General features: G+C 37.9%; 27 protein-coding genes and 1 pseudogene. 12 read left to right on the top strand and 16 right to left on the bottom strand.

What is annotated here, in order from left to right:
• Positions 1–103: 103 nt before the first annotated feature.
• The 3 genes from AC07YT_RS17390 to AC07YT_RS17380 all read right to left on the bottom strand — a co-directional run bounded on the left by AC07YT_RS17390 (position 104) and on the right by AC07YT_RS17380 (position 4,322).
• Positions 104–1,504, bottom strand: a complete 1,401-nt coding sequence (locus AC07YT_RS17390; RefSeq protein ID WP_086545257.1) for a hypothetical protein — start codon at positions 1,502–1,504, stop codon at positions 104–106.
• Between the two features lie 62 nt (positions 1,505–1,566).
• Positions 1,567–3,585 carry a hypothetical protein gene (locus AC07YT_RS17385; protein WP_086545258.1) on the bottom strand — a complete coding sequence of 673 codons (2,019 nt, stop codon included), beginning with the start codon at positions 3,583–3,585 and terminating at the stop codon, positions 1,567–1,569.
• 56 nt (positions 3,586–3,641) lie between these two features.
• Positions 3,642–4,322, bottom strand: coding sequence for a hypothetical protein (locus tag AC07YT_RS17380; protein WP_086545259.1), 681 nt, complete (start codon positions 4,320–4,322; stop codon positions 3,642–3,644).
• 255 nt (positions 4,323–4,577) lie between these two features.
• Here AC07YT_RS17380 and AC07YT_RS17375 point away from each other — a divergent pair, with 255 nt between their 5' ends.
• The 10 genes from AC07YT_RS17375 (at position 4,578) to AC07YT_RS17330 (ending at position 12,524) form a co-directional block, all read left to right on the top strand.
• Positions 4,578–5,012, top strand: coding sequence for a cytochrome c maturation protein CcmE domain-containing protein (locus tag AC07YT_RS17375; protein ID WP_057932366.1), 435 nt, complete (start codon positions 4,578–4,580; stop codon positions 5,010–5,012).
• Between the two features lie 5 nt (positions 5,013–5,017).
• Entirely contained in the window at positions 5,018–7,483 is a 2,466-nt protein-coding gene (locus AC07YT_RS17370; RefSeq protein ID WP_086545260.1) for a heme lyase CcmF/NrfE family subunit, read from the top strand.
• 4 nt (positions 7,484–7,487) lie between these two features.
• Positions 7,488–8,252: a Rossmann-like and DUF2520 domain-containing protein gene (locus tag AC07YT_RS17365; protein WP_086545261.1), complete on the top strand. Its 765-nt coding sequence runs from the start codon at positions 7,488–7,490 to the stop codon at positions 8,250–8,252.
• 40 nt (positions 8,253–8,292) lie between these two features.
• Positions 8,293–8,625, top strand: coding sequence for a 2Fe-2S iron-sulfur cluster-binding protein (locus AC07YT_RS17360; RefSeq protein WP_029275355.1), 333 nt, complete (start codon positions 8,293–8,295; stop codon positions 8,623–8,625).
• 104 nt (positions 8,626–8,729) lie between these two features.
• Positions 8,730–8,972, top strand: coding sequence for a Fe-S cluster assembly protein IscX (iscX, locus tag AC07YT_RS17355; RefSeq protein WP_086545262.1), 243 nt, complete (start codon positions 8,730–8,732; stop codon positions 8,970–8,972).
• 71 nt (positions 8,973–9,043) lie between these two features.
• Positions 9,044–9,571: a KdsC family phosphatase gene (locus tag AC07YT_RS17350; protein WP_086545263.1), complete on the top strand. Its 528-nt coding sequence runs from the start codon at positions 9,044–9,046 to the stop codon at positions 9,569–9,571.
• Between the two features lie 259 nt (positions 9,572–9,830).
• A complete protein-coding gene (locus AC07YT_RS17345) occupies positions 9,831–10,661 on the top strand; it encodes a universal stress protein (RefSeq protein WP_086545264.1) in 831 nt (276 codons plus the stop codon).
• A 106-nt stretch (positions 10,662–10,767) separates the two neighbouring features.
• The gene (locus AC07YT_RS17340) at positions 10,768–11,157 is read left to right on the top strand and encodes a DUF4890 domain-containing protein (protein ID WP_086545265.1); all 390 of its coding nucleotides are present in this window, start codon (positions 10,768–10,770) and stop codon (positions 11,155–11,157) included.
• A gap of 70 nt (positions 11,158–11,227) precedes the next feature.
• Positions 11,228–11,794, top strand: a complete 567-nt coding sequence (locus AC07YT_RS17335; RefSeq protein ID WP_086545266.1) for a Maf family protein — start codon at positions 11,228–11,230, stop codon at positions 11,792–11,794.
• 52 nt (positions 11,795–11,846) lie between these two features.
• Positions 11,847–12,524 (top strand): hypothetical protein, encoded by a 678-nt coding sequence (locus tag AC07YT_RS17330; RefSeq protein WP_086545267.1) that lies wholly within the window; start codon positions 11,847–11,849, stop codon positions 12,522–12,524.
• Positions 12,525–12,706: 182 nt separating this feature from the next.
• Here the strand turns inward: AC07YT_RS17330 and AC07YT_RS17325 are convergent, their stop codons facing one another.
• From AC07YT_RS17325 to AC07YT_RS17290, 8 genes are all read right to left on the bottom strand, one after another.
• Positions 12,707–13,621, bottom strand: a complete 915-nt coding sequence (locus AC07YT_RS17325) for a Ppx/GppA phosphatase family protein (RefSeq protein WP_086545268.1) — start codon at positions 13,619–13,621, stop codon at positions 12,707–12,709.
• Between the two features lie 427 nt (positions 13,622–14,048).
• A complete protein-coding gene (locus AC07YT_RS17320) occupies positions 14,049–14,765 on the bottom strand; it encodes a DUF72 domain-containing protein (protein ID WP_086545269.1) in 717 nt (238 codons plus the stop codon).
• Between the two features lie 140 nt (positions 14,766–14,905).
• The gene (gene dnaJ / locus AC07YT_RS17315) at positions 14,906–16,069 is read right to left on the bottom strand and encodes a molecular chaperone DnaJ (RefSeq protein ID WP_086545270.1); all 1,164 of its coding nucleotides are present in this window, start codon (positions 16,067–16,069) and stop codon (positions 14,906–14,908) included.
• 89 nt (positions 16,070–16,158) lie between these two features.
• The gene (locus AC07YT_RS17310) at positions 16,159–16,740 is read right to left on the bottom strand and encodes a nucleotide exchange factor GrpE (RefSeq protein ID WP_086545271.1); all 582 of its coding nucleotides are present in this window, start codon (positions 16,738–16,740) and stop codon (positions 16,159–16,161) included.
• A 128-nt stretch (positions 16,741–16,868) separates the two neighbouring features.
• Entirely contained in the window at positions 16,869–17,552 is a 684-nt protein-coding gene (locus AC07YT_RS17305; protein ID WP_029278680.1) for a cell division ATP-binding protein FtsE, read from the bottom strand.
• Between the two features lies 1 nt (position 17,553).
• Positions 17,554–17,757 (bottom strand): hypothetical protein, encoded by a 204-nt coding sequence (locus AC07YT_RS17300; RefSeq protein ID WP_039476747.1) that lies wholly within the window; start codon positions 17,755–17,757, stop codon positions 17,554–17,556.
• A 51-nt stretch (positions 17,758–17,808) separates the two neighbouring features.
• Positions 17,809–19,758: a T9SS type B sorting domain-containing protein gene (locus AC07YT_RS17295; RefSeq protein WP_086545272.1), complete on the bottom strand. Its 1,950-nt coding sequence runs from the start codon at positions 19,756–19,758 to the stop codon at positions 17,809–17,811.
• A gap of 78 nt (positions 19,759–19,836) precedes the next feature.
• Positions 19,837–20,853 carry an acyl-CoA reductase gene (locus tag AC07YT_RS17290; RefSeq protein WP_086545273.1) on the bottom strand — a complete coding sequence of 339 codons (1,017 nt, stop codon included), beginning with the start codon at positions 20,851–20,853 and terminating at the stop codon, positions 19,837–19,839.
• 78 nt (positions 20,854–20,931) lie between these two features.
• Between AC07YT_RS17290 and AC07YT_RS17285 the strand changes: the two genes are divergently transcribed.
• Positions 20,932–21,282, top strand: a complete 351-nt coding sequence (locus AC07YT_RS17285) for a 4Fe-4S dicluster domain-containing protein (RefSeq protein WP_025143125.1) — start codon at positions 20,932–20,934, stop codon at positions 21,280–21,282.
• A gap of 323 nt (positions 21,283–21,605) precedes the next feature.
• Here AC07YT_RS17285 and AC07YT_RS17280 read toward each other — a convergent pair whose 3' ends face one another.
• The gene (locus AC07YT_RS17280; RefSeq protein ID WP_086545274.1) at positions 21,606–22,058 is read right to left on the bottom strand and encodes a universal stress protein; all 453 of its coding nucleotides are present in this window, start codon (positions 22,056–22,058) and stop codon (positions 21,606–21,608) included.
• Positions 22,059–22,168: 110 nt separating this feature from the next.
• Here AC07YT_RS17280 and AC07YT_RS17275 point away from each other — a divergent pair, with 110 nt between their 5' ends.
• Positions 22,169–22,954 carry a C40 family peptidase gene (locus AC07YT_RS17275; protein WP_086545275.1) on the top strand — a complete coding sequence of 262 codons (786 nt, stop codon included), beginning with the start codon at positions 22,169–22,171 and terminating at the stop codon, positions 22,952–22,954.
• A 107-nt stretch (positions 22,955–23,061) separates the two neighbouring features.
• Here AC07YT_RS17275 and AC07YT_RS17270 read toward each other — a convergent pair whose 3' ends face one another.
• From AC07YT_RS17270 to AC07YT_RS17255, 4 genes and pseudogenes are all read right to left on the bottom strand, one after another.
• Complete coding sequence (locus tag AC07YT_RS17270) at positions 23,062–23,961, bottom strand: WD40 repeat domain-containing protein (RefSeq protein WP_086545276.1); 900 nt, start codon at positions 23,959–23,961, stop codon at positions 23,062–23,064.
• An 82-nt stretch (positions 23,962–24,043) separates the two neighbouring features.
• On the bottom strand, positions 24,044–24,646 hold the full coding sequence (gene hisIE, locus AC07YT_RS17265; RefSeq protein ID WP_086545277.1) for a bifunctional phosphoribosyl-AMP cyclohydrolase/phosphoribosyl-ATP diphosphatase HisIE: 603 nt from the start codon (positions 24,644–24,646) through the stop codon (positions 24,044–24,046).
• A gap of 109 nt (positions 24,647–24,755) precedes the next feature.
• Entirely contained in the window at positions 24,756–25,553 is a 798-nt protein-coding gene (gene hisF, locus AC07YT_RS17260; protein ID WP_494945442.1) for an imidazole glycerol phosphate synthase subunit HisF, read from the bottom strand.
• A gap of 9 nt (positions 25,554–25,562) precedes the next feature.
• Positions 25,563–25,895: pseudogene (locus AC07YT_RS17255) on the bottom strand (endonuclease domain-containing protein); the annotation flags it as partial.
• Positions 25,896–25,962 lie beyond the last annotated feature (67 nt).

Raw genomic sequence — 25,962 nt, 5'->3', positions numbered from 1 at the left:
GAGGCATGAGGAAGCGAAGCGTAAAAGCGCAAAACGGAATGAAACTTTTTGTTTTGTACTGGCCCTGTGCTTCGTAAATCTCCTTAAATCTGCGGGAAATACACTACCTACTTGCCGGCGTACCAACTGAGAAGTTAAAATTTAACGAACTATTGAAGCCATTTCTAAACGTTTTTAAAAGCTGGATCAAGGCGTTGGCATCTTCATTTAAAAATAAAAGTTCCGACTCCAGTTTGATTTTGTCTTTGCCTATACTTTTTGCTTTGATTTCCAACTGACTAAAAGTAGCCAGTTTATCTGCAATTAAGGGCATTGGTGTTTGTTTAATCAACTTTTTTAAATCTGCTTTAAAATAAAAGAAATCGTCGGATGATTCCCTTTTTTGATCGGGTTGAATGCTTGGCAGAGTACTCAATTGAACATGACCATTATTGCCTTTAAAGTAAACCTGGTACAATGGAATCATAGCACTGCTGATCTTTCCGGTAGATTGATCCAATGCGCCCAGCGATTTGAGATAATTACCCACTGCTTTATCATCAGCGCTTAGATTGATAACAATTGAAGGAATCTTCCGGTCCTGGAGTATTTTTTTCTCCACCTGCTCAAAATCATCATTGTATTCGTAGCCTACAATGGTATCTATCTGCGTAATGGTATTTGTCCACTCAAAATCCACGTAATCTTTGTAAAACCTGAAAAAATTATATTTCGAAAGGAGGGAAGGGCTTACGGTCTGATTTTGCTGAGGTGACTGGGCTTTAAATTTGGCGTTTAGCCACATGCTTACCGTACTTTCCGGATTTAGCGCCCGGTGCTGCGGCTTCGCGGCTGGTTCGATCATCTTATTGATAAATTCATTGCTGAAATTAATTTTTCCGTCAGTAAAATTAATTTTGCTAAAGTTTTCAATGTTTTGAAACGAAACATGATCGGAAAGATTTACCAGTTCTTTAAACTGGCTATCGCCAACTTTAATCATGTTTTTGCGGTTCAGTATTTCGGTCAGAACAGTTTTAACCTGTTCTTTTTGTGGTGTATAGGCTAACGCGACAGTTGTTTTGTTAAATAAGATACAAAGGGTCGAATCTTTGGATTGAAAGAAATTACTATCTGTTTTAATCAATGGCAAAGCAGATTTCTTTTGGATAAAACGGTTAAACGCTGCAGCATCTGCTATTTCAAAGCTCGAGAAAAAGGTAGTTTTTGCCTTTCCTTTTAAACCATACAGGTAAATGTTTGCCGGGATTTTCAATCCAGTGTTTAAATCATCTACCTTTTCCTTAATCCCTTTTTTATCTGCTCCAGCATATTGATTTGGATGTTTGATATAACTCAGCGCAATGGTTTTGTACAGTTCGTCAACATTTATTTTGAGTAAGGCATTCGTCGAAACAGGGATAGATACATTATTGGCCTGGATTTGTCTGTACTTGAAAAAGCCGAAATAACAAATAAGCAGCAATATTACTATCGCTGCTGTTATTTTTAAAAATTTCTTCATAGAAAAGGTTAACTGTTTAAGTGGGTTAACTGTATACGGCCAACTGATAATTGCCAGCTAAACTACTTAGCTGCATTTTCAATTAGCGAAAACAAGTATTTCAATGCATTTTCATGTCCGTTCGGAATCTCTGCACTAATATCAGCTGAAACCAATCTGCCCTTAATCGGGTTCGATTTCATGTAAACATTACCCATTTTTTCTAAAGTGCTGTTAAATTTCTTAGCGGTTTCTTCTCCACCAATTTCCGAATCCGGCACTTTGCCTACCAGGTTTTTGGCATTAAACAGAAAACTGAAATTGTTTTTGCTCAATAGTTGTTTATGCAGTTTACTTAATTTATTGCTGTTGTATTGATTATTGCTAATGCCCTGCATTTCGGTTAAGGAATTACCAAAAAATACAATGCCATCTTTAATCATAAAGTAAATATCAATCGGACTTTTCTTTTCCTGTATTTTATAAATGTTGTTCTCAACAGATACATAATTTTTGTTTACACCATATTTAATCAGTTTATTGATCAATCTGGTATCTTCAGAAGAAAACATGAAAAGGAAATCAGGCAAAGTTTCTTTTTTGGTTTTAACTATTTCTTTCTGTTTGTAATCATCATCATATTCGTAGGTGGTATAAGTAACATCTTTGGTGTTTAGTCCGTTAATTACAAATAGGGCATCACCTTTAACCACTTTGCTTACCGCTTCTTCATCTAATAAAAGAGAAATCAATTCTGCACCCAGGTCAATTTCTTCGTCCATTTTAGCACCCAGAAAAGAACCATAAGCCTGTTTCATTAATTTAGGGAATTCTTCGAGATACGCTTTGGTATCGATGGAGTAGCTCATAAAACCAAGGGCTTTTTCGCTGTTTACATATTTCAAAAAGTTTTTGTTTAACTTTCTGTTCATGATTTTTTTATAAGCATCTGCCTGTTCCTGGGCCAATTCCAAGCCTGTAGAGATGCGGAAACTTTTGTCATCCATAAAAAGTTTCGCATTTAAACTGCCATAACCTTTCATTAATCCCGCCTTACCATAAGCACCGAACTCGGGAGAAACCGCATTATAAACATCTTGAAGACTCGACACCCAAAGCTCTGCAATGGCTTTGTTATCTAAACTGGCTGTATATGATTTATTGTTTTCGATAGACTCGTAAGTACCATTAAAAATCTGATCCGCCTGGGCGGTCATCCAGGTAAAAGCCAATCTTTTTTTCTTTGCGTCTTGTTCTAAACGCTCTTGCTGGTAAGCATCGTATTGTTCATCAACAATGCCGTGAACAGGAGTCATGCTTGCAGTATCGACTGCGAATTCTCTTGTCTCTTCAAAATCCGGATCAGTTTTGGCGATTTTTTTAGATTTTTTGGCTGTTTTCTTTTTGCCGGTTTTTTTCGTTGCAACCGTTTTTTTAGTGTTCTTTTTAGCAACCGGCTTTTTCTGAACCTTCACTTTTGCTACAGGTGGGGCAGGCACTTCTTCATCCATCGATACTGTTGTAGCTACAGAATCTACAACTACTGCAGTGCTATCAATAGCTATTGCATCATCATTCTGGAACCTGATGTCCTTAATCCCATAACGGGCAGATTTAACTGAATCAGCAAAAAAAGAACTGCTGATGCTTCCTGTTACAAAATACAGCATATTGTTGTTCCATTTAATAATGCTGGTGCTATCAGGCAAAACCATCGTACGGATATCGCCCTGCTGGGTAAACTTTTTTTCTTTATTGTCAATCAGACTTTCAAATTTTTTAGCATCTTTTATCGGAATAAGAAAACAGTTATATGTAATGCTATCGCTTAACTGATTGAAGTAATACATATTTTTCTCCAGGTTTATACCGAAGTCTTCTATGCTGGTAAAGCTTTTATCAAGTGATTTTGAAGTTTCAGTCAATAATTTCTTGCCTAGAAAAGATTCGTTAAAATCTTTCACAAACATTAACTTAAATATATTATCACCTTTAATTGTGGCTACTGTGAAGGCATTAGATGGTATTTTCTTAACTAAATCCTGAGCTTTGGCCAGGTTAAACGATAAGAAAAGAGCGATGGCAATTAGAATTTTTTTCATTATGTAATTTGTTTTCAGTAAAGATGAAACTATCGTGAATTAGATATTGGTTTCATTTATTTAGATAGTTGTATGGAATTAGATACGTTAATTTTTCCGTTAATTAAATCCATGATGCTGCTTTTTAACATCACGGCTTTTTTAGATTTTGATACATTTGATGCCGGATTGGTACTACTTGTTACAAGCGATTCGAAACGATAAATGCTGGTGTAGGTTGCGCCGTTAAAAACGGCTTTATCTTTTGCTTTTAATTTATTGAATTCTGTTTTAGCGGTACCAATGGCCTGATATTTTCGGCTAAAGGTTTTAGTGGCCTTGTTATACGTATACGATGACGTGTTAGTCGCCTTAATTTTTTGCTGGGCAAGAATGTTTTTGGTGATGTTATTGATGTTTGAAACATCTTTAAAAGAAAAACTGATGGTGGCGATGTAATTATTAAAATCGCTCGTGCTTTTTACATTCGAAATTCCCTCCGATTTTCTTAAATAAGCAACGGCTTCATTTAATTCCTGTTGAATTTTTTGCTTACTGGGTACTTTATAGCCTTGTACGCTATCCAAAAGCATTACCGAAGCTACCTTGGTTTTGCTCTGGCTCAGGTTTATGGTAAGTACCACATCGCCGGTTCCATCATTTTTCAGGGCAATTTCTTCAATTACTTCAAAACATGAGCTTAAAAATGGGATCAAGACGATAAATGACAAAAGCTTATAAAACTGCTTTAATTTCATGTTAATCTGGTTTAGGTTTTACTGTGGGATGTAAAAAAGGAATGATTATCTGACAGGCCAAACTTAATAATTTCAGTCCGGATATTTAAACGAATTGAGATATTCCTTAAGATCGGTTATAAATAGTGGCTTTCGGAAAAATATTTTCCTTCAAAAATCAGATAATTGTCAATATAAAGACAAGAAAAATGTAAAAGAATGCTGGCTAAGCCGATTTTTCTATCTTTGTTGCCAGCTTTTACAATAAGTATAACCATGAAGAAAAGTGCAATCATTGGATTGATTACCATCGCGATTTCCGTAGGGATTTTATTTAGCTTAAACGCTAATACCGACACCTACTCTAATTTCAAACAGGCAGCTCTTTCCGAGAAAGAAGAACATGTGATGGGCTATTGGGTAAAATCAATGGGTACTTACTACGACGCCGTAAAAGATGCTAACCATTTTTCATTCCACATGAAAGATGAAAAAGGAGAAGTGAGAGAGGTAATTTACGCAGGTACCAAACCGCAGGATTTCGAAAAATCAGAAAAATTGGTGTTGATCGGCAAGATGAACAAAGACAAATTTTACGCATCGAAAATTTTAATGAAATGCCCGTCCAAATATAACGATAACCTTGTCGAAATAAATAAAGATGGTAAAGTAGACACCGTAGGTAAGTACGGCGAGAAAAAATATAACTAATTTTAATGGATATTCAATTTGTAGGCGAAAACCTGCTGCCGGGTAAAATCGGTCAGTTTTTTATTGTGCTGGCGTTTAGTGCATCGTTACTTTCAACCATCGCATACTTTTATGCCAGTCGCGAGAAAAATTTAGAAGATAAATCTTGGCGAAACTTAGGTCGGATTGGATTTCTCGTTAACTTTTGTTGTGTAATCGGTATCGGAGCAATTTTGTTCTACCTGGTACTGGGCCACTACAATGAGTACAGTTATATTTATTGGCACTCTTCAAAACAGCTTCCAATTCATTATATTATTTCTGCTTTCTGGGAAGGGCAGGAAGGAAGTTTCTTGCTTTGGGCTTTCTGGCAATCGTTTCTGGGTACTTTATTAATCTGGAAAGCGAAAACCTGGGAGCGCCCGGTAATGACAGTTGTTGCCTTCTCTCAAGTATTTTTAACTTCAATGCTTTTAGGGGTTGAGATTTTTGGTGAGCGCATCGGAAGTTCTCCGTTTATCCTGTTAAGAGATTCTCTTGATTTGAAATCAATGGCGCCTGTAGTTTTCGCAAACCCTGAAAACTTCGCTAATTATTTAAAGTTTATTACCGATGGTAGAGGATTAAATCCTTTGCTGCAGAACTATTGGATGGTGATTCACCCACCAACCTTGTTTTTAGGTTTTGCCAGTATGATTGTGCCTTTTGCTTATGGAATTGCGGCTTTATGGCAAAAAAGATATAAAGAATGGATTAAACCAGCTATGCCATGGGCACTTTTTGCCGTAATGGTTTTGGGTACAGGTATTATTATGGGCTCGTTCTGGGCTTACGAAGCGTTAAACTTTGGCGGTTTCTGGGCCTGGGATCCTGTAGAAAATGCTTCTTTAATTCCGTGGTTAACCCTAATTGGTGCAGTACACGTGATGATTGCCTATAAAAATACTGGCCATGCTTATTTCACTGCAATTGCTTTAGTATTCTTAAGTTTCTTACTGGTGCTTTATGCATCTTTTTTAACCCGAAGCGGAATTTTAGGTGATACATCAGTTCACTCATTTACCGATATGGGGATGTTTGGTCACCTGATTTTATACAATGTAGTTTTCGCTGTTTTAGCGATAGTGCTTATTGTAATCAGATGGAAAGAATTACCCATCACCACCAAAGATGAAGAAACCTATTCCCGCGAATTCTGGATGTTTATTGGCGCTTTAGTGGTAACCATCGCTTGTATCCAAGTCATATTCTCCACTTCAGTACCCGTATTCAACAAGGCTTTCGGAACAAACTTTTCTCCGCCAATTGATGCTGTGAAATATTACAACCAGTGGCAGGCACCATTTGCGGTATTAATTACGTTAATTTCAGGTTTCTCTCAATACTTAAAATATAAAAGGACTGATCCACGCAAATTTTATAGTAGCCTGGTTTCTGCAATTATTTTCTCTGTTGTGTTAACAGCCGGTTTGGTATATGTGGCTAACATATACACCAACACCATGTATATCCTGATTACCTTCAGTTGTTTATTTGCTGTGCTTTCTAACGCAGCGGTATTATATCAGGCTTTCGGTGGTAAGGCAAAACTGGCCGGATCGGCAATTGCACACATTGGTTTTGCTTTCTTAATTCTTGGTGCATTAATTTCTGCTGCTACCAACAAACCTTTATCGATCAATTCAAATAATTTTATCCCCGTAAAGGATTTCGAGAAAACAGAGAAGCCTGGCGAAAACATCATGTTATATAAAAACGAACCTAAAAAAATGGGTAAGTATACCGTAACCTATGTAGCCGATACCACAGTAGCACCCAATACGATTTATACCCTTAATTTTAAGGTTTTAGATAAAGAAGGAAAGGTTAAGGAAGATTTTAACTTGCATCCACATGTGCAGGATAACGAAAAAATGGGCTTAATTGCTTCTCCTGATACCAAACATTATTTAACCTATGATGTGTATACGCACATTACCAGTGCCGCTATTAAACAGGAATCGCATGGCGATCACGAAGGTCACTCTGATGATGAAAATTACAAAGCGCCACGGATTGTAAAAGTTTCGGTAGGCGATACCATTCATACCTCAAGTGGTATTGTTACGGTTAAAGATTTAAACAGAAAACCAACCGCTAAAGATTTAGTTTTAGGCCAGGGCGATTATGCTGTGGGTTTACCATTGGAAGTTAATGCTGCCGGCAAAATTTATAACACTGAGCCTATTTTCTTGATTAAAGGAAATAACACTTTCGATTTCGCCCGTAAGGTAGATGAGTTGGATTTGAAATTCCGTTTCTCCAGAGTATTGCCAGATGAGAAAAAAGTGGAGCTTCAGATTTTTGAAAAACCTCAGCAGGCTAAAGACTGGGTGGTTTTTAAAGCAATAGAATTTCCTTTCATTAATTTATATTGGGCAGGTACCATTATCATGGTTGTTGGTTTCTTACTTTCAATTTTTAGAAGGAGAAAAGAGGCCAAAGCCGCATAAAATCATGAAGATTGTTTTATTAGGTTCGGGAAATGTTGCCACACACTTAGCAAAAGCATTAAAAGCGAAAGGTGAAGATGTGGTACAGGTGTACAGCCCCAATCTCAATAATGCAAGGTTACTGGCTGATTTAATCGCAGCAGAAGCCGTAAACGATTTAAATGCGGTTTACCAGCATGCTGATTTATACATTATCTCAGTAAAAGACGATGCCATTGAAGAAGTGGCCAAATCATTAAAAAACGTAACCGGTTTGGTGGTGCATACCTCAGGAACTACAGATATCAGTATTTTATCAACGTATGTGAAAAAAGCTGGTGTTTTTTATCCTTTGCAAACTTTTTCAAAAGGTAAAGAAGTTTCATTTGAAAATATCCCGCTTTGTATCGAAGCGAATGATGAAAGCGAATTAACGATTTTAAATAAACTGGCAGCAAAAATTAGCCGTCAGGTATATCAGTTAGATGGCGATAAGAGAAAAGTATTACACCTGGCAGCAGTTTTTGCCTGTAATTTTCCGAATCACCTGTACGCTTTAGCCAATAAGATTTTAAACCAGAATGGTTTAGATTTCGAAATCATCAGGCCATTAATTGCCGAAACAGCCGATAAGGTGATGAGCAATCTACCTGAAAATGTGCAGACTGGGCCAGCAGTTAGGGCCGACGAAAGCACTTTAAATAAACATTTGAGCATGTTAACAGATATGCCCGAATTGCAGAACATTTATCAAACATTGAGCGATAGCATAAAATTAACGCTGAAATAGCATAATTACGGCTTTTGCTTATTACTTTTGCAAAATAATTATGAGCATTTTTAAACTAAAAATAAATTTTGAAGAAGCAGATCACGAATCTATTGAATTACCAATAGCAGCCGGCGAATCTGTTTTAGATGTTTGCCTGGATAACGGAATCGAATTACAACACAACTGTGGTGGTGTTTGTGGTTGCAGTACCTGCCATGTATACGTAACAAAGGGTATGGATAATATCGAAGAGATTTCTGATAAAGAAGAAGACTTTATCGATAGAGCTGTTCGTCCAAAAATTACTTCCCGCCTGGGCTGCCAGTGTGTAGTGATTAACGGCGATATCGAAGTAACTATTCCAGATCAGTCTGACTTTATGGGGCACTAGTTAGTCTGGAGTCCAAAGTCTTTAGTCGGGAGTCGATTAACCATATAGAACAGTTAACCGATTAACCAGTTCAAACAATTAACCAAAACAACAACAAACAAAACATGAATAACGATAAATTTGCTTTACCTTTTTACTGGAACGATTATGAAGATATTGCAATGTCTTTATATGAGAAATTTGGTGATGATTTTACAGAAGCCAAAATCTACCGTATCCGTTTTACCGAACTTTTAGATTGGGTTTTATCATTGCCTAACTTTAAAGGAACCCGTGAGGAAAGCAGTGAAGGACATTTAGAGCAAATTCAATCTGCCTGGGTATACGAGTGGAGAGATAATCAGTAATTAGTCCTGAGTTCGGAGTCCTCAGTCTTGAGTCAGCACCGAGCGCTTAACCCTAAACGCCAAACGCGCCAATGTTTCTCCAAAAGCTAAAAGAGATTACCACTTTCATTTTTGATGTAGATGGTGTGCTTACCGATGGATCTGTTCAGGTAACTGATAATGGTCAGTCCTTACGCACTTTTAACATTAAAGATGGTTATGCCATGCAGTTGGCGGTTAAAAGAGGCTACAACATCTGCATCATATCTGGTGGGGATGGTATTGCCATGGGGAAGCGTTTTTTTAACCTGGGGGTTACCGATGTTTTCCTCGGAACAGGTGATAAGGTGGCCATCTTTAATCAATATCTTCAGGATAAAAACATTACTGCAGGAGAAGTGCTTTACATGGGCGACGATATCCCTGATTTAAAAGTAATGAAACTCGTAGGCCTTCCAACCTGCCCGGCCGATGCCGTAGAAGAGATAAAAGCGATATCTACATTCGTTTCTCCTTACAATGGGGGTAAAACTTCCGTTCGCGACATTATCGAAAAGGTAATGAAAGTACAGGGCAGATGGCATGATGAAAATCCAAACGCCGCCGATTCGGGGATGTAGGTGGTTCATTAGTTCAGTTGTCATTAGTGCATTAGTAGAAAGTCTCTCGGCGAATCGTCATCCTGAACTTGTTTCAGGATCTTTCTGGCGATAAATTCTTCACTACGTTCAAAATGACAGCATATTCAGAATGACGTTACCATTATAAATCTCAATCATTAAAATTTGCAATAAACCGTATTATATGCGAAATTTACATTGATAAATTAATCAATCGATTGATTAATTTATCAATGTAAAAAACGTTAATTTTAATCATATGAGCACATACCTTGTACCAGTAGATTTTTCGAACACGGCAGATCATGCAGCCAAATATGCTGCCAGGTTGAGTTTTGCGATGACGAACGCAAAAATTATCTTGCTTAATGCCTATTATGTTTCTGCATACGAAAGCATTCTGCCAACACCTGATTTAATTGTTACTACAGATGTTCATATTGCTGATGAAATGACCAGAAGGCTTGAAGCACTCGAAAAACTGAAGGTAAAAATGTTAGCGATTAACCCCAGTGCTGAAATAGAAATTTACCTCACCAGAGAAACACTCTTGCGTTCTATCATCGATCGGGTAAATAGGGAGGAAATAGAACTGATCATTATCGGCAGCAACGGTAAAAAAGCGAAAGATGAAAGCGATATCGGCTCTAATGCCATCAAAATTTCTAAATCAAGTCCGGTTCCTGTGTTGGTTGTTCCGCCAAAGGCCGATTATCAATCGATTCGAAAAGCCATTTTGGCCTGCGATTTTAAAAAGGTTAAAGAGGTGATTCCCATGCACGCACTTAAAAATATTTTAAGCAAACATGCCATAAAACTTTTGGTACTCAATATTAATTCAGGTCATGTTATTGACGCGCAGGAAGAACACTTTTTACACCAAATGCTCAAAGATTTTTCTCCCGAATATCATTATGCTGATCATCCCGATGCGATTAAAGGAATCGTAAAATTTGCCAAAAGTGAAGAAGCCCAGCTGATTATTGCGCTGCCTAAGAAATATAGTTTTTTCGAAAGTTTATTGCATGAAAGTGTATCTCAAAAGCTAACCATTAAATCGCATGTGCCGGTATTATTGCTGAAAGATTAAGCCATTTCATTTTGCAACAGCTAAGTTACATAGCATCGTTAAACTTTTATTTTCTTTTGCACTCCAACTAGCTCAATTTTCAACCAAAAACAACAAAAAGAACAACATGAAAAAATTAATGATGATTTGCGGATTAATGCTAGGTATAGCTGGTTTCGCTAACGCGCAACAAGGTGGTGGACAAGGAAGAATGATGATGAAACCTGAAGAAAGAGTAAAACAGTTAGACGAAAAATTAAAATTATCTGATGATCAAAAAACAAAATTAACCACTGTTTTTACTGAGCAGGCAGAAACCATGAAAAAAATGCGTGAAGAAATGCAAGGTGGTGGCGATAGAGATGCAATGAGAGAGAAAATGCAAAAAATGCGTGCTGATAATGATGCAAAAGTAACTGCAGTATTAACTGACGATCAGAAAAAAACTTACGAAGCTTGGCAAAAAGAGCAACGCGCCGAGATGGAAAAACGTAGACAAGGTGGTGGAAATAACTAATCCTGGTAAAATATCAAATAAGAAAAGCGGCTTTATGTCGCTTTTCTTATTTTAGCAAAAAAAATAAAATATGCCTGCCAATTTCCCTCCCATTATTTTAGCATCTAAATCGCCACGTAGACAGGAACTTTTAACCCTTATGGGCTTAGATTTTAAAGTCGAACTCAAAGATGTAGATGAAAGCTACCCGCCAGATTTAAGTCCTGCAGAAATTGCAGTTTACATTTCAGAAAAGAAGGCTAAGGCTTTTACAGCTGATGGTGAAATCGTGATTACAGCCGATACCATAGTTGCCTTAAACGGAGAAATTTTAGGTAAACCCGAAGATAGGTCCCACGCACAGGAAATGTTAGCTAAACTCTCAGGCAGCAAACATGAAGTTTTTACCGGTGTAACACTTGTTAAAGGCGACAAAATTCATTCGTTTTACGATAGAACAGCAGTTTACTGTAAATCGGTTACCGTTGATGAAATCGACTTCTATATCGATAATTATAAACCTTTTGATAAGGCCGGAAGTTATGGCGTGCAAGATTGGTGGGGTATTGTAGTGGTAGAATGCATAGAAGGCTCTTATACAAATGTTATGGGTTTGCCAACAGAAAAACTTTACAACGAACTGTTGAAATTTATTTAAACCGTCTTGTGGAATTCTCGTAAAAGTTTCATCATCTAAGAAAATCAGCACGATGAAAACGAGAATTAACGAAGTTACCATAGCCGAACCCTGTTTACAGAACTGGGATGAAATGGATAAAGGAGAGGGTTTTAATTTCTGTAAAGCCTGCAGCAAAAATGTAATCGATTTTTCAGGTTATACCAATGCCCAAATCATAGGGGTTTTGGCTAATGCCAGTGGTTCGATATGTGGTCGCTTAAGTCAAACCCAATTAAACCAGCTCAATTATCATTTATCCATTGTTCCTACCAGCAATAGAAACTGGATGAAATACCTGGGCGTATTGGCCATAGGGATGAGCATTTTTGTAATGGATGCCAAAGCAGAAAAATCGAAAGTACCAATTGAAATCACAAGAAGCATAAATAGCATACCAGCGATTAAAAAGTCGGTTATACCCAAAAAAATATATGGTTATGTTCTTGGAGCAGATCGTAAGCCAGCAGCAGGAATAAGATTGGTTATTGTTAATACAAAGTTTTTCGGGGTGACGGACAAAAATGGCCGCTATGAAATTACTTTAGATGAGAAATTTGATGTCAGTAATAATCAATTGGTGGTTGATAGCATCCAGTATAATGCTTTTATAACACTCAATTTTTCTAACGAAAAACAAAATAATCTGACCCTTAAAAAAGCTGAACACATGATTGTGGGCAAGATAATGATTGCACCGAAAAAGAAATAGCCTACGTGAATAGAGGTTAATACTTAAAGTGGTTTATACATTAAATATAGAATTGTCATCCTGAGCTTATCGAAGGATTTAATTAAATACCTTTTATGTGGTTCGATTACTTGTCTCGGTAAAATAGGGAGGATCAACAGGATAAAATCTGAGGAGAAACTACCTTTGTAATCTCACTCATTTTACATCAGGCTAGCCAAAACACCCATTTTTAAATCGTAAGTAGAAAGCGTTAAGCGATTAATTTTACACCGGCCTAATACATAATTGGTAATTAAGGAGGCAATCACAATCATATCTACCCTCAGGGAGATCATGCCTGGCATTGCGGCTCTCTCTTCATGTGTAGCATTCAATAGCCTGATGGAAGTTTCGATATAATTGTCGAAATTGAATGCGAAAGTTTTGGCAGTACTGATATCTGCTTTCAGGTTATTTTTTCGGATAATGAGTTCGGCAAAGGTTTCAAAGGCTCCCGCCGAACCAATTAAGGTTTTGGGCTGGTATTTTTCACAGATGTCGAAAAGATCGCTCAGTTGATTTTGAATGTGAAATAAAATGGCATTCTTTTCCTCGTCGGCTATAGGATCTGATTTGAAGAACTGCTGCATTAAACGTGCTGCGCCAATATTATAACTTTTCTTCCAGATCAGTTTTTCAGGATCACACAGAATAAATTCGACGCTTCCACCACCAATGTCCATAATCAGCGATCGCTCAGCAATAGCTCCGCTCAGTTTTACACCCTGGTAAATTAATTCAGCTTCTACCTCACCACTAATCGTTTCAATGTTTATCCCGGTTCTTTCTTTTACCACATCTACAAAATCCTGACCGTTTTCAGCACTTCTCACGGCTGAAGTTGCGGTAGCCCTCACCTGATCAACCTGGTATTCAGCAATGGTATGGCTAAAGGTTTCAAGGCAATTCAGGCCTCTTTCAAAGGCTGCCGGGATAATGATATTGTCGTTTATTCTCCCTTCGCCCAGCTTAACGGGAACGTTGGTTTTGTATAAAATTTCCAGCTGGTTTCCTGCTGTTTCAGCAATGAGTAAGTGGAAGGTGTTTGTACCGAGGTCGATAACAGCAATGCGCATATTTGATGTTTTTGTTTTTTTGAAAAGCAAGGTCAGCAGCTCTTGGGTGCCGATTTCCTGCTATCCATTAAATTTCGTTAACGTTTTTGCTAAATTAAGGGTAGTAATGCGAAATACCATTGCGATTAGGTTTATTTTATTCAGGTTTGTAGTACTTCGGTAAAAAATCAAGTCGCTTTGGTTTTTTTCATAAATCCCTGCTGTCAGATACTACCGTCAAATAGCTTTGATGTTTGGTTTTTTGAAAAGCAAGGTCAGCAGCTCTTTTGTAACTGTAGCCCTGCTATCCATTAAATTTCGTTAACGTTTTTGCTAAATTAAGGGTAGTAGAGCGAAATACCATTGCGATCCAGGTTTATTTTATTGAGGTCTGTGGGGTTTGGCAAGATAGCGAAGTGCTCAAATGCTTACTGGCCTGACTACGCAACTATTTTGTTAAGTCCTGCAGTTGTTTCGCGTTATGTAATGCACCAACGCCCCAGGTATTATTAAAATAGACAAACACTTCATTTACGCTAGCTTCAATCTGGTTTTTGAAACCTTCTATAACATTAATATCGTATTCTGATTTATATAATACAGGCTTTCCGTGAAAACGGTAATAAACGGTTTCTGTGTTCCGGATTACATCATCAGGCAGGGCAGAAGGGTAGCTCTGGCCACTAAAAATGATATTGTTTTCGGCGAGTTTTTTATAAATTTCTTCTTCAAACCAGCTGATGTGGCGAAATTCTACTACATTTTTAAAATCTGGATTTAAGTTTTCCATCAACAGATTTAACCGTTCTGCACTATAATCGAATTTTGGCGGAAACTGAAAGAGTACACAGCCTAATTTCTCTTTTAGTCCGGTTTGAATAGCCTCGTAAAAATCGCTGATGAGTTGCTCACATTCATTGAGCTGTTTATAATGTGTAATTAGTCGCGGGGCCTTAATCGTAAATAAAAAACCATCAGGACTTTCATTATACCATTTATCAAACGATTTTTGAGTTGGCATTTTATAAAAGGTAGAATTGATTTCTATGGTATTGAAATGTTCACAATAATATTTGAACCAATCTTTTTGTACCAAGCCTTTAGGGTAAAAAACCTCTTTCCATTCGCGGTAATAGAAACCCGAACAACCAATTCTCCATTTCATGCATATAAAACAGGTTATATGAGGAAAGGTTTATCATCAGTTATAAATGGCAATAAAAATATAAGTGAAATACCGTTAATTTGTTATAAAACAAAAAACCGATGCTTGTGGCACCGGTTTTTCAATTTATATTTAATTAATTACTCGAAGTATTCTTTCATTCTTTCGAAGAAACTCTTATCATTTTTACCTGGCTGAGGCTTAAAGTTTGGCGATTCGCGTAATTTCTCTAAAGCATTACGTTCGTCGCTACTTAAAGCTTTTGGTGTCCAGATATTGATGTGGATAATCTCATCACCTCTGTGGTATGAGTTTACTTCAGGCAAACCTTTACCTTTTAAGCGCAATAATTTTCCGCTTTGGGTACCTGGTTCTATTTTTATTTTTGCTTTACCATCAATGGTTGGTACTTCGATACTCATTCCTAAAGCAGCATCAACAAAACTTAAATGTAAATCGTACACAATGTTATTGCCTTCGCGTTTTAAAGTTTCGTGCGGGGTTTCTTCAATTAAGATAATTAAATCGCCCGGGATACCGCCATTAGGTGCCGCATTTCCTTTTCCGCTCATGCTTAACTGCATACCTTCACTTACACCTGCAGGAATATTGATGGTAATGGTTTCTTCGCCACGTACCACACCATCGCCATGGCAAACTGAACATTTAGCCGTAATTTGTTGACCGCTACCGTTACAGGTAGGGCAGGTAGATGCCGTTTGCATCTGGCCTAAAATGGTATTGGTTACTCTACGCACCTGGCCGCTGCCACCGCAGGTACCACAGGTACTTACCGATGATTTATCTTTTGCGCCAGAGCCATCGCAGGTTTTACAAACGATTAGTTTATTAACCTTGATTTTCTTTTCTGCACCATGTGCAATTTCTTCAAGTGTTAATTTAACTTTTATGCGCAGGTTGGAACCTTTAGCTACCCGACGACCGCCACGTTGCTGACCGCCACCGCCGCCACCAAAAAAGCTTTCGAAAGGATTGTGACCACCAAAAACATCGCCGAAATTGCTAAAAATATCGTCCATGTTCATGCTGCCACCGCCGTAGCCGCCACCGCTTGCGCCACCAACACCAGCATGACCATATTGATCATAACGCTGTTTTTTCTCCGCACTACTTAAAACCTCGTAAGCTTCGGCAGCTTCCTTGAATTTATCTTCAGCAGCTTTATCTCCCGGGTTTTTATCTGGGTGATATTTAATCGCCATCTTGCGATAAGCTTTCTTTATCTCATCAGCGGCTGCGCCCCTAGTTACGCCTAATACGTCGTAATAATCTCTTTTACTCATCTTCTTTATAAAATGATTAAATGATTGAGTAATGGCATGAGAGAATGTTAATTCAATCATTCAAAATTCAATCATTCAATAATTATTTCTTACGCTCCAACTACAACTTTGGCGAAGCGGATTACATTATCATTTAAGGTATAACCTTTTTCAACTTCATCAATCACTTTCCCTTTAAGATCATCGCTAGGCGCAGGGATATTGGTAATTGCTTCGTGGAAATCGGTATTGAAAGGCTGACTAATACTTTCTACATCTTTCAAACCTTTTTGTGCTAAGGTGTTTTTAAGCTTGGTGCTTACCAGTAAAATACCTTCTTTAACCGGGGCAACGTCAGCAGCAGTTTCCATTGCTTTTAATGCGCGGTCGAAATCATCTAAAACAGGTAAAAGTGACACAATTACATCTTTACCAGCAGTTTGTAATAATTCTACGCGTTCTTTTTGTGTACGACGTTTATAATTATCAAACTCAGCATATAAACGTAAATATTTGTCGTTAAGCTGTTGAACTTCGGCTTGCAACTTTTCTTCTGCAGATAGTTCAGGTGCCTGTTCTGTTTCAGCGGTAGGAGCATCAGTATTCTCTACATTCTCAGCAGTATTTTCTGATGTATTTTCAGGATTCATTATATTTTCTTCTTTATCGTTATTTTTCTTCTTATTAAACATAATACTGGGCTGAATTTTTTTGTGTTAATCTCAACTATTTTGCCATAAACGGAAATCAGCCAAGCTGTCAGATTTATTTGTATTTATCTGAACAGATTGGCTGATTAGCTGACGGATGTCAGAATTTTTTATACGATTTGTGCATCTTCATGCACCACTCCATTCTCACATTTAATAATGCGCGAAGGGAAAGTGCGGATGATGTGGTAATCGTGTGTAGCCATTAACACCGCAGTTCCGGCCTGGCTGATTTGTTTTAATAGGGTTACAATTTCTTCTGATGTTTCCGGATCTAAATTCCCGGTAGGCTCATCAGCCAGGATTATTTCCGGATCATTTAACAAAGCCCTGGCTATAACAATACGTTGCTGCTCACCACCAGAAATTTCGTGCGGCATTTTTTTGATTTTAGAACGTAAACCTACTTTGTCCAAAACATCTTTAATGCGCTCATTAATTAGTTTTTCATCTTTCCAGCCTGTTGCCTTAAGCACAAATTCAAGGTTTTTTTCGATGGTTCTGTCGGTAAGCAATTGAAAATCCTGGAAAACTACACCCAATTTACGGCGTAAAAACGGCACCTGACTTTCTTTTAGGTTTTTAAGGTCGAAACCGGCAATATTGCCTTCACCATTACCAATATGTAGGTCGCCATATAATATTTTAAGCAAACTACTCTTGCCCGAACCTGTTTGACCGATTAAGAACACAAATTCGTCTTTTTCGATGTGTAAATTTACGTTTGAGAGGACTAAATGTTTTTGTTGAAAAACATCAACATTGCTTAAATGAATTACTGAGTTGCCTGCCATATTATATTTCTAATTTTGCAATCTGCCCGAAAGGCAAATCTTTAACCATTTCCATAATGTAATCTTGCTTGTCGCCAAGTCCGAGTTTTTCCAGCGATTTATCAGGTCTGTCCACCCTAAAATAAGCTAAAAGTGTAAACTTGTCATCTCTTAACTGTACGTAATCTGGAATTTTGGCTATGCCTTTAACTTTAACGATATACATTGTGTCCAAAAATAGCATTTCCAAATGATAAGCGAAAGTAAGAAGTCCTTTTTATCTCATCAGCATTACCCAGCCGGTATAGGTTTTAAAATCTTTATTTAAATAAATGCTGTAATAATAGGTTGCCGGAGGAAGATCTTTTCCATTCATTTTACCATCCCAGGGCTTAAAGGTACCTGTACTTTGATATACTAGCTGACCATAACGGTTGCTTACTCTTACAATCGGATTCGGGAAAGACGAAACAGTTGGAATATTCCAGGTATCGTTTACATTATCACCGTTCGGACTAAATGTGTTGGGAATGACTACTTTTGGATAAACCTTGATGAAAACCTCATCATTGCTACTGTTACAGCCTAAATTTGAACTGGCATGTAAAGTATAGGTAATGTCTTCAGTTGGGGTAGCAATGGGATGGAGTTTGGTCGGGTCGTCAAGATAATCTGATGGTGTCCAATAATAACTGACGTTATCACCGCTTATTTTGCCATTTAAGGTGATGTTTTGTCCAGTTACGATCTTCTGATCTGTACCTGCATCAGCTTTTGCATTTTTATTTACATTGACGGTAATTTCTGCTTCAGCCGAACATCGTCCGTCTGAAACCTCAACAGTATAGGTAGTTGTTTCAGTTGGTGAGGCTATTGGGTTTGCGATTTGAGGATCTGACAAACCTTTTGATGGGCGCCAAAGATAGGTTGAGCCACCTGACGCTTCTAACTGAACAGATTTACCTTCACAAATGCTTGCTGTTTGGATGTTGGTTATTGGGATTATTGGATCTAAAACCTCAACAATTGTTGTTGCCGGAGATGTACACCCATTTGTAGTCACCTGAACAGTGTATGTACCTGCCATTAATTTGGTTGCATTGGCAATTGTTGGATTTTTCTCTGCAGAAAGAAATTGACCATCCGGACCATACCATTTATAACTTGTTCCGCCAGATGCATTTAGCTGGATGGTACCACCACTGCAAACTGGACTAATATTTTCTGCTTTGGCTATTGGAAGTGGGTTTACCGTAACCTTTATCGGCTCCGATATTGCCCTGCAGTAAGTTCTGTCAATATTGCCATTCATAGCTGTAATTAACCGATATTGATAAGTGCCTGGTATTCGATTTGAAAAATCTATCGAAGCTTGTTTGGTGGTTTTGCCAACGATGTCAGTCCAGCCGCTACCCGTATTTTCCTGCCATTGGTAAACTGCGTTTGCATAACCTGCAGTAATATTCGCATCTAAAATGAAATTGCTGGTATTTCCTTCACACATACTTAATAATGAGACATTCGAGTTGAAAAATGGGGCGATGGCTGGACCGCAAGCTTGTACGGTGATATCATCCAAAGCAAAATCGTTGCCGCTATTTGTTGGTGTTCTGTTAATGAGTTGTAAGGTTATGGTGGAGCTGTTGCCATTGGTAAAGTCGATAGAATATTGATGCCATGTAAGATCTGCGGGTACATTTCCGGTGGGTTGCTCGTTTAATACATTGCCATTGGGATCGGTGATCCGCAAGCTCATGTTTGGGGTTTGGGCATTGGCAGTCGGCGAATTTGCATTTAACACCCAGATTGATAAGCGCAAAATAGTATTTGGACAAAGATTATCCATTTGCTGCTCAAAAAATACAGTTTGCGTAGCAATTCCATCAATTAGAAGCATCAAACCATTAGGATCTCCGGTATGATCGGCATGCGGCTGCCAATAAATGGGGTATGGATTACCAGGAGTAGCAGGTGTTTTAACCAAGCCCGATTGGTTGGCCGTTAAATTACGTGGGCTTACTCCCGGAGGACCAACAAAAGTTGTATAAGTAGAGGCGCCTGGTGCATATTGTGCTAATGGGCCATACCAGCTATCTGTACTATTTCCCTGCCCAAAGGTTTGACTAATAAGCGGTGATCCGAAAGTCCCACTACAAAGCTGCGCTTTTGCAAAATTTGCAAACAGGAGGATAGTAAGAAAACATAACGCTTTTAATAGAGAGTGCATCTACTGGCTCAGGTTTATGCAATATTAAATAAATTTAGAATTTAAATTGCCATCAATAAGCAAAGTCACTCAGCAATATTAGTTTAAACCATTCAAAAACGCTACGGTATTTACATTATCTGCATAATCCCAAAGTTTTGGATGCTGGCTTTGACCAAAACCAAAAGTGTTTAAATTTAAAGGCAATTGGCTTATCACACACTGGATGTTCTCTAATTTATCCTTTAATTTATCTTCTACTTGCTGGAGGTTATCATATTCTTCATAAAAAAGAACGGCTAAAGGTGATGTTAGGCTTTCATCTTCTTTTAATAACAAAAAACCATTATCGAAGTGTTTAGCCGCATTAACGAGATAGATCGACTTATTGTAATCGTAGTTATTATTGTATTTAAAGTGGTTAATAATTGGCTGAAAACTTTCTATGCCTTCGTAAAAATTAGCAATATGGTACCCTTTTGGGAAATAGATTTTAGAAACATTTCTACAGCCTAAACCAAAATAATCAAAAATATCGTTGCCCAGGTTTTGAATATCTTCGAAACTTTCCGAGCCATCTAAAACTGCAACACTGTTTCTGTTTTTTCGGATAATGTTGGGTACTTTACTGAAATAATAATCAAAATAGCGTGATGAGTTATTGCTTCCGGTAGCGATAACAGCATCAAAGTCTTTTAAACGCTCCACATATTCTATTCTATCTTCGAAAGATGGTTCTATTTTAATGAGTTCAGCAATTACAGCTTTAATTAATTTATCATCGGCTGAAGAAAGTTTGATTAAAGCAATATTACCTGTGGCCAATACACTTAAAACATCATGCAAACCCACCAGTGGGATATTGCCTGCCAGGATTAAACCAACCTTTTTTGGGGATGTGCTAAACCTGATCGATTTAAACCAAACCGTCAAATCGACATCATTTAACTGCTCAGCAAAAGATAAAATAGATTTTTTTATGTTTTCTGCAGTAAACCATGCATTAGTGCTTTCAGCACTATAAAACGCATTTCCTAGTATGTCAGTAGGGTTTGTAAGCAATTTACCTAGTTTGCTAAATGCGGTTATTGCTTTTTCTTGAGTTAATGCTGACATATTTAGAATTATTATTAAGTGATTATATATTATATTTGCATCGCAAAGGTAAACTAAGCAAAAGAATTAGACGAAAACATGGCGATTAAAATAACAGATGAGTGTATAAATTGTGGGGCTTGCGAACCGGAATGTCCTAACAACGCAATTTACGATGCCGGTACTGCATGGCGTTTTTCTGATGGTACTAACTTAAATGGTATCATTGATTTTGGTAATCAACAAATTGAAGCTGATGCCGCTCAGGAAGCAGTTTCTGATGAAGTTTATTACATTGTATCCGACAAGTGTACAGAATGTAAGGGCTTTCATGATGAGCCTCAGTGTGCGGCAGTTTGCCCGGTTGATTGTTGTGTAGATGACGAAGACATCCGCGAAACAGAAGAAGAATTATTGGCTAAAAAAGCCTGGTTACACCAGGAAGGATAAGCCTTTATTAAATATTTACAAGGAAAGTCTCGCATAATGTGAGACTTTTTTGTTTAAGAGAATTGGAGGTTTTCAGTTTGCCGTTTTCAGTTAGCAGTTTGCAATTTAGCTAAAACAGACTCACAAATTAACAAGGAGGTGTTTTTCTGTCATGCTAACTTACAAATGACAATGTTCAATGCCATCACTAAACCTTAATGTTCTTAACTTCTTAATGGTCAAAGATTGAAACAGCAACTAATAAGGAATAAAGCAGTTTTCAGTAAGCAGTTTGCAATTGGCAGTTTAAAGTTACCATAACTAATGGCTAATGAACCAATGAACTAATCTACATCACATTTATTCGGGATAATCAAAACAGGGCAGGCAGATTTACGTGCTACGTGTTCCGCAACGCTACCCATTAAAAAGTGATACAAACCCGTACGGCCATAAGTACCGATTACAATTAAATCAGATCCCCACTCATCAGATTGCTGAATAATGCCATGTGCTGCGGTATCAACAATACTTAAATATGTGGTTTTTGCACCTTTACTGTATTTGGTCTCCATTTCTTTCAGCAGAATATGGCTGTTCTCTTCGCTGTTATCATAAGTTTCCAAAAAAACCGGTGCCAGGGTTAAATCAGGATTTACATTAGCCGGGATAGGTTCGATAATATTAACCAAAGCTACTTCTGCTCCAAATTTTTCAGCCATGTCGTAACCGGCTTTTGCCGCTTTTTCTGAGCAGGTACTATTATCAACGGCAATTAATATTTTTTTAAAATTCATGGCGAGCATATTTAAAAGGTGATCATCATAAAAATAACAAATTTGCAGGCAAAATGTTAGGCAATGGATGTATTTTATTAGTTTTACAATAGTTTCACGAGCATATTTAAATGGAAAATCAATACGGTATTTGCAGGGTTGCTGTAGCACCCTTAAGAGCTGATGCATCAGATAAAGCAGAAATTGTTTCGCAATTGTTATTCGGCGATCATGTAGAAGTTATTCAGAAGGAAGATCGCTGGTGGCTCATTCAAAATGGCTATGATGGTTATAAGGGTTGGATGGATTTCAGACAATTGGCTCCGATTTCAGAAAACCAGTTTGCAGCAATGCACGATTGTAAATTACTTGCTCCGCTCAGCTTCAATAATGTGTTAACCGCGGCCGATGGAAGTTCGTATCATTTAAGTCCGGCAAGTAACCTCCCTTTTTTAAAAGATGGTTCTTGTTATGCAGGTGAAGAAAAATTTAAAGTGAATTTCGAAGCATACGATAATAGTGCTGTTAATTTTACTGATCAGGTAACCGAAACAGCTAAATTCTTTCAAAACATTCCATATTTATGGGGCGGAAGGCATTTGTTTGGCTTAGATTGCTCTGGTTTTGTACAAACCGTATTTAAAATGTTAGGCATTAAGTTAAATCGCGATGCTTCACAACAGGCAGAACAAGGCGAATTAGTGGGCTTTCTGGCCGAATGTAAAGCCGGTGATGTTGCTTTTTTTGATAACGATGAAGGCCGGATTACCCATGTGGGCATTATGTTGAGCCCGAATGAAATTATCCACTCCTCAGCAAAGGTTAAAATTGATCCGATTGATGACCAGGGGATTTTTAATAAAGAACTGGGTAAATATTCTCACAAGCTGAGAATTATTAAACGCTTTGTGGAATAGTAGGGGATAAAGCGACCTCACCCTGGATTTATTTCAGGGTCTTTATTATATCAGGAAAGATGCTGAACTAAATTCAGCATGACGATAGCTTATCGATATTACAATAACTAGCCTTCCATTTCCCAAATCATTACCTGTCTGTCGTCTCCAGTAGAAATGAGGCATTTACCATCGTGGCTCCAGATAATTTTATTAATAGAATGGGTATGACCGGTACCTGCCTTTTCTAAGCTTAAAATCTTGTACAATTTAAAATTTTCTGCATCCCACAGTTTAATGCTTTTATCCTGACTGCTTGTAGCGAAATAGGGAAGGGAAGGATGAAAGGCAATGTCGTAGACAGTAAACATGTGCGCCGGAACGGTTTCCCTAAGTTCGTAATTGGGCAGATCCCATATTTTTAATTGGGCATCCCTGCTTCCCGAAATCAGGTATTTACCCGTTGGATGATAAGCCAAAGAAGTAACAGGTAATGAATGTCCTTCCAGAGATTGTTTTAAGCTGTAGTCTGCGAGGTTATAAATCCTGATCAGATGATCCTTACAACCAAAAGCCACTTCGCTTTCATTAGGTGTAATGGCAATGGCCCTAACCGTATCATAGGCCACCTGAAAACGGTAGATCTCCGTGAAATCGTTCAGCGACCAAACCGCAACCGTTCCATCTTCGCCGGTGGTTAAAAGTTCATTTTTACCTTTTACCGTTTGTATGTTGAAAATGGGTTTGGTATGCGCATTTATTCTGGCAATTACTTTCTGATCATTGAAGTCATAAACGCTAAAAGCACCACTACGTTCTCCAATAAATAATTGCTTATTGTAATAATGTAAACAATAAACCGAGCTCTGTACTGGCATTTTCACCTTTACAAAAGCCATGGTATGTAATGACCACTCTACAACACCCTTATCGTTCCCTGCGCTAAAAAATATACCATCCTCATCCGAATTGGCTAAAGCGTAAACAGGGTTTTGGTGTCCGGGAAGGGTTTGTAGGTGTTTGAGCATTTCTTGAGGTTTAGGGTTTAAGGTTTAGGCTATAAGGTTAGGCAGCTAGCACCTTAAACCTTAGGCCTTTTACCTCAAACCTTTATTGGTGTCTTTTTTCTAAATTCTTAGCTATATCCTGGATAGATAAGCCTTTTTCTTTCAATAAAAACAATAGGTGAAAAACAAGATCTGATGCTTCTCCAATGAGTTCTTCTTCCGTTTCAGCAAGTGCAGCAATAACCGTTTCTACACCTTCTTCCCCAACTTTTTGGGCAATCTTATTCAAACCTTTGTTGCGCATTTTGTTGATATAAGATCCTTCAACGGGGTTTTCGTATCGATCGTTGATGATGTTTTCGAGTTCGAAAATGAAATTCTGGTTGTAATCCGTTTTAAAACAGCTGCGGCTACCTGTATGGCAGGTTGGACCAACAGCGTCGGCTTTAATCAGGATTGTATCATGATCACAATCTACAAAAAGCTCTTTTACATAAAGAAAATTGTTGCTGGTTTCACCTTTAGTCCAAAGGCGGTTTTTAGAGCGTGAGAAGAATGTTACTTTGCCTTCGGCCTGTGTTTTTTCCAGCGCTTCGGCATTCATATAGCCCAGCATTAAAACCTCCAAAGTTTTGTAATCCTGAATGATTACAGGGAGTAAGCCAGCTGTTTTATCCCAATCAAGAGATGATGTATCGATATTCATTTTTATGATGTTTCCGTCATTGCGAGGCACGAAGCAATCTTACTACTTTTGCAGGTTTCGAACCCATAGCATTAGGATTGCTTCGTGCCTCGCAATGACGAGTTAACTATTATATTCTTACCGGAATGTTATTCCTTTTTAATTCTTGTTTTAAATCAGGGATCAGGATTTCGCCGTAATGAAATACCGAAGCTGCAAGTGCGGCATCAACATTGGCTTTTTGAAAAACCTCGGTAAAATGCGCCATGTTGCCTGCTCCACCTGATGCTATAATCGGGATATTGATCATTTGGTTTACTTTACTAAGCAATCCACAATCAAAACCAGCTTTGGTACCATCGTGATCCATCGAAGTTAAGAGGATTTCTCCTGCGCCTAAATCTTCTGCCTGTTTAATCCAGTTTTCGGTTTCCAGCTCGGTAATTAGCCTTCCTCCATTTAAGTGAACCATGTTTTTACCATCCACATATTTGGTGTCGACAGCTAAAACCACAAATTGTACCCCGAAAGTTTTAGCGAGGTCTTCAATTAACTTTGGATTTCTAACCGCGGCCGAATTGATACTGATTTTATCTGCACCCGCATTTAATAAAGCTTCGGCATCAGCAATTTCGGTTATTCCCCCGCCAATGGTAAAAGGAATGTTTAATTGCCTCGCAACCGATTTAACCATTTCAATCATCGTTTTACGACGCTCGTGCGTAGCCGTAATATCCAGGAAAACCAATTCGTCGGCACCTTGTTGTGCATATTGCGCCGCCAATTCAACCGGATCACCAGCATCGCGTAAATCAACAAAGTTTACACCTTTTACCGTACGGCCATCTTTAACGTCTAAACAAGGGATTATTCTTTTACTAAGCCCCCCGCCCCCTAAAGGGGGAGATGCAAATTGCTTAGCCTGTATGGCTTCTTTTATCTTTTCCAAAACTGAGTCTAAATTATTGTAAAGTTCAGCGTTTTTAAATCTAATTACCCTAATCCCAAATTGCTCCAGAGCTTTTTGCCTTTCAATATCATTATTGAGGACTTCTGGCAGGTCATGAATGCTCCCGTCTAATTCAATGATTAATTTTGCTTCATGACAGTAAAAATCAGCTATAAAGTATGAAATAGGGTGTTGTCTTCTAAATTTAACGCCTAATTGCTTGTTACTGATTACTTGCCATAGTAAATTTTCGGCTTCAGTGACCTTATTTCTTAAGCGTTTCGCATTTTCAAAAATTATATGTGACGCACCATAAAACATATTGGGCTCATTAACTTGTAAAAAATCAAAATCGTCCTCATATATTTCGTAGTTCATCTTTTGTTGA

The organism is Pedobacter sp. GW460-11-11-14-TSB4, from assembly GCF_059423705.1.
This window is presented reverse-complemented; position numbering and strand designations above follow the sequence as displayed.

Excerpts from the sequence above, each read along its gene's own strand:
- AC07YT_RS17390 (WP_086545257.1), bottom strand. The coding sequence starts at position 1,504 with ATGAAGAAATTTTTAAAAATAACAGCAGCGATAGTAATATTGCTGCTT.
- AC07YT_RS17385 (WP_086545258.1), bottom strand. The coding sequence starts at position 3,585 with ATGAAAAAAATTCTAATTGCCATCGCTCTTTTCTTATCGTTTAACCTG.
- AC07YT_RS17380 (WP_086545259.1), bottom strand. The coding sequence starts at position 4,322 with ATGAAATTAAAGCAGTTTTATAAGCTTTTGTCATTTATCGTCTTGATC.
- AC07YT_RS17375 (WP_057932366.1), top strand. The coding sequence starts at position 4,578 with ATGAAGAAAAGTGCAATCATTGGATTGATTACCATCGCGATTTCCGTA.
- AC07YT_RS17370 (WP_086545260.1), top strand. The coding sequence starts at position 5,018 with ATGGATATTCAATTTGTAGGCGAAAACCTGCTGCCGGGTAAAATCGGT.
- AC07YT_RS17365 (WP_086545261.1), top strand. The coding sequence starts at position 7,488 with ATGAAGATTGTTTTATTAGGTTCGGGAAATGTTGCCACACACTTAGCA.
- AC07YT_RS17360 (WP_029275355.1), top strand. The coding sequence starts at position 8,293 with ATGAGCATTTTTAAACTAAAAATAAATTTTGAAGAAGCAGATCACGAA.
- iscX (WP_086545262.1), top strand. The coding sequence starts at position 8,730 with ATGAATAACGATAAATTTGCTTTACCTTTTTACTGGAACGATTATGAA.
- AC07YT_RS17350 (WP_086545263.1), top strand. The coding sequence starts at position 9,044 with ATGTTTCTCCAAAAGCTAAAAGAGATTACCACTTTCATTTTTGATGTA.
- AC07YT_RS17345 (WP_086545264.1), top strand. The coding sequence starts at position 9,831 with ATGAGCACATACCTTGTACCAGTAGATTTTTCGAACACGGCAGATCAT.
- AC07YT_RS17340 (WP_086545265.1), top strand. The coding sequence starts at position 10,768 with ATGAAAAAATTAATGATGATTTGCGGATTAATGCTAGGTATAGCTGGT.
- AC07YT_RS17335 (WP_086545266.1), top strand. The coding sequence starts at position 11,228 with ATGCCTGCCAATTTCCCTCCCATTATTTTAGCATCTAAATCGCCACGT.
- AC07YT_RS17330 (WP_086545267.1), top strand. The coding sequence starts at position 11,847 with ATGAAAACGAGAATTAACGAAGTTACCATAGCCGAACCCTGTTTACAG.
- AC07YT_RS17325 (WP_086545268.1), bottom strand. The coding sequence starts at position 13,621 with ATGCGCATTGCTGTTATCGACCTCGGTACAAACACCTTCCACTTACTC.
- AC07YT_RS17320 (WP_086545269.1), bottom strand. The coding sequence starts at position 14,765 with ATGAAATGGAGAATTGGTTGTTCGGGTTTCTATTACCGCGAATGGAAA.
- dnaJ (WP_086545270.1), bottom strand. The coding sequence starts at position 16,069 with ATGAGTAAAAGAGATTATTACGACGTATTAGGCGTAACTAGGGGCGCA.
- AC07YT_RS17310 (WP_086545271.1), bottom strand. The coding sequence starts at position 16,740 with ATGTTTAATAAGAAGAAAAATAACGATAAAGAAGAAAATATAATGAAT.
- AC07YT_RS17305 (WP_029278680.1), bottom strand. The coding sequence starts at position 17,552 with ATGGCAGGCAACTCAGTAATTCATTTAAGCAATGTTGATGTTTTTCAA.
- AC07YT_RS17300 (WP_039476747.1), bottom strand. The coding sequence starts at position 17,757 with ATGTATATCGTTAAAGTTAAAGGCATAGCCAAAATTCCAGATTACGTA.
- AC07YT_RS17295 (WP_086545272.1), bottom strand. The coding sequence starts at position 19,758 with ATGCACTCTCTATTAAAAGCGTTATGTTTTCTTACTATCCTCCTGTTT.
- AC07YT_RS17290 (WP_086545273.1), bottom strand. The coding sequence starts at position 20,853 with ATGTCAGCATTAACTCAAGAAAAAGCAATAACCGCATTTAGCAAACTA.
- AC07YT_RS17285 (WP_025143125.1), top strand. The coding sequence starts at position 20,932 with ATGGCGATTAAAATAACAGATGAGTGTATAAATTGTGGGGCTTGCGAA.
- AC07YT_RS17280 (WP_086545274.1), bottom strand. The coding sequence starts at position 22,058 with ATGAATTTTAAAAAAATATTAATTGCCGTTGATAATAGTACCTGCTCA.
- AC07YT_RS17275 (WP_086545275.1), top strand. The coding sequence starts at position 22,169 with ATGGAAAATCAATACGGTATTTGCAGGGTTGCTGTAGCACCCTTAAGA.
- AC07YT_RS17270 (WP_086545276.1), bottom strand. The coding sequence starts at position 23,961 with ATGCTCAAACACCTACAAACCCTTCCCGGACACCAAAACCCTGTTTAC.
- hisIE (WP_086545277.1), bottom strand. The coding sequence starts at position 24,646 with ATGAATATCGATACATCATCTCTTGATTGGGATAAAACAGCTGGCTTA.